This is a genomic window from Pseudomonas sp. RGM2987, assembly GCF_022952855.1.
Lineage (GTDB): Bacteria > Pseudomonadota > Gammaproteobacteria > Pseudomonadales > Pseudomonadaceae > Aquipseudomonas.
This window is the reverse complement of the sequence record NZ_JALJDX010000154.1, coordinates 21,216-27,904: the sequence shown is the minus strand read 5'-3', so window position 1 is coordinate 27,904 and position 6,689 is coordinate 21,216. Positions and strand designations below refer to the sequence as shown.

Annotated in this window: 6 protein-coding genes; 2 read left to right on the top strand and 4 right to left on the bottom strand. The window is 61.9% G+C overall.

The features are described 5' to 3' along the window. Positions 1-76 precede the first annotated feature (76 nt). From pabB to RGM2987_RS06495, 4 genes are all read right to left on the bottom strand, one after another. Complete coding sequence (pabB, locus tag RGM2987_RS06510) at positions 77-1,420, bottom strand: aminodeoxychorismate synthase component I (RefSeq protein WP_245139294.1); 1,344 nt, start codon at positions 1,418-1,420, stop codon at positions 77-79. 274 nt (positions 1,421-1,694) lie between these two features. Further along, a complete protein-coding gene (locus RGM2987_RS06505; RefSeq protein ID WP_245139293.1) occupies positions 1,695-2,681 on the bottom strand; it encodes an alpha-L-glutamate ligase-like protein in 987 nt (328 codons plus the stop codon). Beyond that, entirely contained in the window at positions 2,681-4,213 is a 1,533-nt protein-coding gene (locus tag RGM2987_RS06500) for an inactive transglutaminase family protein (protein WP_245139292.1), read from the bottom strand. The genes RGM2987_RS06505 and RGM2987_RS06500 overlap by 1 nt, the downstream gene beginning before the upstream one ends. A gap of 5 nt (positions 4,214-4,218) precedes the next feature. Further along, positions 4,219-4,755, bottom strand: a complete 537-nt coding sequence (locus tag RGM2987_RS06495) for an ATP-dependent zinc protease (RefSeq protein ID WP_245139291.1) — start codon at positions 4,753-4,755, stop codon at positions 4,219-4,221. Between the two features lie 283 nt (positions 4,756-5,038). Between RGM2987_RS06495 and RGM2987_RS06490 the strand changes: the two genes are divergently transcribed. Beyond that, positions 5,039-5,752, top strand: a complete 714-nt coding sequence (locus tag RGM2987_RS06490; protein WP_245139290.1) for a GntR family transcriptional regulator — start codon at positions 5,039-5,041, stop codon at positions 5,750-5,752. Beyond that, positions 5,749-6,639 (top strand): methylisocitrate lyase, encoded by an 891-nt coding sequence (prpB, locus tag RGM2987_RS06485; RefSeq protein ID WP_232777519.1) that lies wholly within the window; start codon positions 5,749-5,751, stop codon positions 6,637-6,639. Before RGM2987_RS06490 ends, prpB begins: the two co-directional genes overlap by 4 nt. The last annotated feature ends 50 nt before the right edge of the window (positions 6,640-6,689 follow it).

Sequence of the window (6,689 nt, the reverse complement as noted above, 5' to 3'; positions counted from 1 at the left end):
GCTTATAAATATCTGACACACCGCCTTCGCGAGCAAGCCCGCTCCCACAAATGGTCATGTGTTGTTCGCGAAGCGGTTACAGATTCTGCAATGTTTCCAGCAGCACCTTCACCTTGGTGATCGATTCCTGATACTCCGCCTGCCAGTCCGAGTCCGCGACGATCCCGCCGCCGCCCCAGCAACACACCTGTCCATCCTTGACCAGCAGGCTACGGATGGCGATGGAGCTGTCCATCTCGCCACGCACGTCCAGGTACAACAGTGATCCGCAATACAGGCCGCGTCGGGTCGGTTCGAGTTCGTCGATGATCTGCATGGCACGGATTTTCGGGGCGCCGGTGATCGAGCCGCCGGGGAAACTACCGGCGATCAGGTCCAAGGCATCTTTGTCCTCGGCCAGTTCGCCGGTCACGCTGCTGACCAGATGGTGGACGTTCGGGTAGCTTTCCAGGCTGAACAGCTCCGGCACCTGCACTGAGCCTATACGGCAAGTGCGGCCCAGGTCGTTGCGCAGCAGGTCGACGATCATCAGGTTTTCTGCCCGGTCCTTGGCGCTGGCCAGCAGCTCGGCAGCGTGCGCGGCATCTTCAGTGGGCGTTGTGCCGCGGGGGCGGGTGCCTTTGATCGGCCGGGTTTCGACATGACCGTGGCTGACCTTGACGAAGCGTTCTGGCGACAGGCTTAGCACCGCACCGCCATCGGGCAGGCTCTGGAATCCGGAAAATGGTGTCGGGCACGCTGCCCGCAGCGCTTGGTAAGCCGCCCAGGCATCGCCTTGGCAGGGTGCGCGAAAGCGTTGGGCAAAGTTGACCTGATAGCAATCCCCGGCCTGGATATACCCGTGGATCTGTTCGAGCGCCTGGCGATAGGCCTGCGCGCTGAGGTCCGGCGTCATCGGCCCCGCCAGGCTGAAATCGCTGGCCGGCACCGGGGTCGGTTGGCTGAACAAGGCGATCAGGCGCTGGCGTTCCTCTTTGCCGCAATGGGGGTGGAACACCAGTTGGCTGGTGCCGGCCTGATGATCGCTGACCAAGGCCCAGTCGTACACGCCGAAACGCGCATCGGGCAGTTGCAGGTCATCCAGGGCGTGGGACGGCAGGGTTTCGAGGTGTCGGCCGAAGTCGTAGCTCAAGTAGCCGATCAGGCCGCCGGCGAAGGGTAATTGCACCGTGGCCGGCAAGGCAGCGTGCCCCAGTTGCGTCAGTTGAGCGCGCAGGCGTTGCAGGAAATCACTACCGCTCTCGTTCGGTAGCACCGCCAGTTGCGCCAGGGGCCAGGCGCTGAGCAAGTCATAACGCCCGCGCTCGGCACTCGGCCGACCGCTGTCGAGCAGCACGCTGCCGGGGGCATGGCGGATCGCCGCAAAGTACTCGGCGGGGTTGGCGCGGTAAGGTAACGGGTGTACGGAACAGGTTGGCATGGGCGAGGCGGGTCAGCCGTTCAGGCGGGGGGAGCGATTGTAATCTCCTGTAGGATTTGCTCCTAGAGGGATGTCGGAGATGGGTACGTCTGGCGACAGAAATAGCCCGCTCAACCCTGTGGCGAGGGAGCTTGCTCCCGCTGGGTTGCGAAGCAACCCCAAAACCTGGCACCTCAGTGCGTCAGCCAGATCGCGGTGGATGTACCAGGGGTTGTTGCGCAACCCAGCGGGAGCAAGCTCCCTCGCCAAAGGGGAGATTTCGGTCTTCGGTGTTTTACCCCTCAACCGGCGGAATATGCCCGAACAGCTCCTGGGCAAACGCCACGCGCTCTTCCACGGTTTCAACGACGCCCCGGGTCTTGAGGTCTTCCAGGCGGGCTTCCACCGCGTGGGTGCGCAGGGTCAGGCCGCAGTCGTTGGCGATCTGGATGTTCAATCCCGGGCGGGCGTTCAGCTCCAGGATCAGCGGGCCTTTCTCCTGGTCCAGCACCATGTCGACGCCGATGTAGCCCAGCCCGCACAGCTCATGGCAGCCGGCGGCCAGTTTCATGAAACCATCCCAGTAGGGCAGTTGCACGCCGTCCACGGCATTGGTGGTGTCGGGGTGCTTGGTGATGATGTTGTTCAGCCAGGTGCCGCGCAGGGTCAGGCCGGTAGCGAGGTCGACGCCCACGCCGATGGCGCCCTGGTGCAGGTTGGCCTTGCCGCCGGACTGGCGGGTCGGCAGCCGCAGCATCGCCATCACCGGATAGCCCATCAGGACGATGATGCGGATATCCGGCACGCCCTCATAACTGATGCTCTTGAAGATCTGGTCCGGCACCACGCGGTACTCGATCAGCGCCCGGTCGCGGTGCCCGCCCAGGGAGTACAGGCCGGTGAGGATGCTGGAGATGTGGTGTTCGAGTTCCTCATGGCTGAGGATCTTGCCCGACACCGTGCGATAGCGGCCCTCGAAGCGGTCGGCAATCACGATGATGCCGTCGCCGCCCGCACCCTGGGCCGGCTTGATCACGAAGTCGGTGCGCCCGCCGATGATCGAGTCGAGCTTGTCGATCTCCTTCTCGGTGGAGATCACCCCGTACAGTTCCGGCACATGAATGCCCGCCTCGATGGCCCGTTCCTTGGTGATGATCTTGTCATCGACGATCGGGTACAGGCTGCGCTTGTTGTACTTGAGCACGTAGTCGGCGTTACGCCGGTTGATGCCCATGATCCCCCGCGCTTCCAGGGCCTTCCAGGTCTTCCAGAAGCCGAACATCAGGAGTCAGCCTTCAGGAAGGCCTTGAACCGTACCAACTCGGTCAGGCGGTAACCGCGATAACGACCCATGGCCAGCATGAAGCCCACCAGGATCAGCAGGATTGCCGGGAACGTGAAGACGAAGTACACCAGCTCCGGCACGCTCATGATCAGGTGCGCCAGGGAGGCGGCGAACAGGGTGCCGATGGCGACTTTCATCGCATGACCGGCGCCGCGCTCCTCCCAGGTAATGGACAGGCGTTCGATGGTCATGGTCAGGATCACCATTGGGAACAGCGCCACCGACAGGCCACGCTCCAGGCCCAGCTTATGGCTGAACAGGCTGATGGCCGCGATCAGCACCACCACGAACGTCAGCACCACCGACAGCCGTGGCAGCATCTGCAGCTTGAGGTGCTCCAGGTATGAGCGTAGCGACAGGCCCAGGGTGGTGATCACCGTAAACAGGATGATCCCGAAGCCCAGCTGGGTTTCGCGGAAGGCCAGGGCGATCAGCACCGGCGTAAACGTACCCAGGGTCTGCAAACCGATCAGGTTGCGCAGCACCAGGATCACCAGCACGCCAATCGGGATCATCACCATGATCATGAACGTCTGCTGGGTTTGCAGCGGCAGGCCGTAGAGAGAATATTCGAGGAAGTTGGCGTCGGTGTTCTCGTCGGTCAGCTTGGCAAGGCGAATGGCGTTCATTTCGCTGTTGTTCATGCTGAAGGTGACGGTGGCTTTCTTGCCGCCATCGACGGTGATCAGGTTCTCATCGCCGGTCCACCACAGCAGGCGGTCGGTGGGCAGGCCCTGTTCGCCGGTGTCCGGGTTGAAATACAGCCAGTCGTTGCCGTTGAAGCTGCGCAGCCACAGTTCAGGTGTCTGCGGCTGGTCGGCCACCAGGCGGATGGTGTGGACTTTTTCCACCGGCACGTGGGCAATGGACAGCACCAGTTCGACGATCCTGGCTTTGTTGCTCGATGACGGATCACCGGCCAGCAGCAGCTTGACGTTGTCGTCGTTGAGATTGTTGACACGCTTGATGGCTTCACTGATGAAGGTTTCGACGTCGGCCGAATGCTGGCGGATCGGTGCGAGCAGTGCTTCGGCGGCGAGCTTCTCCGGGCCTTCGACGGCGATGCTGTCGCGGAACGTCGGACCCTTGACCTTGGTTTTCTCGGCGCTGTAGCGCTTGGTCAGCACCAGGCGGTAATACAGCGTCTGGTTGCCCTTGGCCCGACGCGCCGACCACGTCACCTTGCGGTTGCCATCGACCCGGTTCACCGCCACCCCGTAGTTGTTGGAGATGAAGCTCTCGTTGAGGCTGACATAGTCGCGGCTCAGCGGGGGCACGAACATCTGGATCTTCACCGGATCCTTGGCATTGGGCACGAACTCGACCTTGGCGTCGATGTTCCACAGGTCGTCGGTGGCGTCTTCGGTCACCGGGATGCCGAGCACGAAAATCTGATAGGCCGTTACCGACAGGCCCAGCACCACCAGGATGGCGATCAGCACTTTCAAATGGAGGGTCAGGGAGCGCATTGGAATTACTCTGCGGTTTGAGCGGCATTGGCGCAGGCGGGTTTGCCGGCAGCGTATTTAAGACTGGGGTCGACCAGTGCATCGAAGCGCTTGAGCGCCTCGGAACCGATCAGCAACGGGTATTGGAAGGCGCTACGGTCGGTCAGGTTCACTTCAATGCTGCGCAGGGCCGAACCCATGCAGATATCCAGTTCGATGACCGGCCGGGCCGTGTATTTCTTGCCCTCTTCCGGGTCGTAGTCCCCGGCGCGGCGCTTGATCTTGCTGACCCGGGCCAGCGGACGTTCGATAGGGTGCGAATGGGCGGCGTCGATGGCCAGGTAGAAACGCACCCAGGATTCGCCGTTGCGCTTGAAGCGCTTGATGTCGCGGGCACTGAGGGATGCGGTCTTGGCGCCGGTATCGAGCTTGGCGGCGACTTCAAGGTCGATGCCCTGCAAGGTCGCGTATTCGTTGAGGCCGTACACGGTTTTTTCACCCGCCGCGGCAAGGCCGGGCAGGCACATGAAATAAAGAACGGCAGATAAGGGCTTGAGTGTCATAGATCCTGGTGCGCGGCGTTCCGTTTATCGGTTCAGGCCCTGGCATTACTGCACAAGCTCCTTGGGTAGCCTTCTGTAATAAATAGAAGAGCAGTAAACAGCGGCGGCATTCTAGCACGGTGGTTTTCTGACGCCACCGCTGGCCGGAGGCTACGACTGCTCTTCACGGCGACTCGCTAAGCCGTCGGCTATTAGACAATTGTCGACAATATCTATTTTTACTTTGACGTCTTCCCTGTAATTGGTTAGTTTTTGCTTCATTGATTTCAAAGGTGTCGACAATATGCTCGATCAGCTCGAATCGCCGGTGATGGCCCAGGACGACTCGGAGACGCTTTCCGAGAACGTCTTCCGGCGGATCCAGGCAGCTATCGTCAAAGGCGAAATCGCCCCTGGCAGCAAGATCTCCGAACCCGAGCTGGCTCGCACTTATGGCATCAGCCGTGGGCCATTGCGCGAGGCGATCCATCGCCTGGAAGGCCAGCGCCTGCTGGTACGCGTGCCTCACGTCGGCGCCCGGGTGGTATCGCTCAACCACGCCGAACTGCTGGAACTCTACGAAATCCGTGAATCCCTCGAAGGCATGGCCTGCCGCCTGGCGGCCGAGCGCATGACCCTGGAAGAGATCGACGAGTTACGCCGGGTCCTGGAAACCCACGAGCGCGATGCGGCGTTCCAGGCCGGAGTCGGCTACTACCAGCAGGAAGGCGATTTCGACTTCCATTACCGGATCATCCAGGGCAGCGGCAACCGCACCCTGACCCAGATGCTCTGCGGCGAGCTGTACCAGTTGGTGCGCATGTACCGCATCCAGTTCTCCACCACGCCCAACCGTCCGCGCCAGGCCTTTGCCGAGCACCACCGGATTCTCGATGCCATCGCCGACCGTGACGGTGAGCTGGCGGAATTACTGATGCGCCGGCACATCGGCGCCTCCAAACGCAATATCGCGCGTCATTACCAGGACAGCGCCACCACTGAACGAGGTGAGTCATGAGTTCCAGCAACAGCACGCCAGGCCAGCGATTCCGCGATGCGGTCGCCAACGAGCATCCGCTGCAAGTGGTGGGCACGATCAACGCCAACCACGCACTGTTGGCCAAGCGCGCCGGTTTCAAGGCGATCTACTTGTCGGGCGGCGGCGTCGCAGCCGGTTCCCTCGGCGTGCCGGACCTGGGCATCACCGGCCTGGACGACGTGCTCACCGACGTGCGGCGGATCACCGACGTCTGCGACCTGCCGCTGCTGGTGGACGTGGACACCGGTTTCGGTTCCTCGGCATTCAACGTGGCCCGCACCGTCAAGTCGATGATCAAGTTTGGCGCGGCGGCGATTCATATCGAAGATCAGGTCGGCGCCAAGCGTTGCGGCCATCGGCCGAACAAGGAAATCGTCTCGCAGCAGGAGATGGTCGACCGCATCAAGGCCGCCGTCGATGCTCGCACCGATGACAGTTTCGTGATCATGGCGCGCACCGATGCCTTGGCCGTGGAAGGGCTGGACTCGGCCTTGGACCGCGCCGCCGCGTGCATCGAAGCCGGGGCGGACATGATTTTCCCCGAAGCCATTACCGAGCTTGAGATGTACAAGCTGTTCGCCAGCCGCGTGAAGGCGCCGATCCTGGCCAACATCACCGAATTCGGCGCGACGCCGCTGTACACCACCGAGCAGCTCGCCGGTGCTGACGTGTCCCTGGTGCTGTACCCGCTGTCGGCCTTCCGCGCCATGAACAAGGCGGCCGAGAACGTCTACACCGCGATCCGCCGCGACGGCACGCAACAGAATGTCATCGACACCATGCAGACGCGCATGGAGCTTTACGATCGCATCGACTACCACACCTTCGAGCAGAAGCTCGACGCGTTGTTCGCCGCGAAGAAGTAAGACGCGATCCCCTACAACTTGCCGATTCCCTACAAATTCAAAAACTGGAG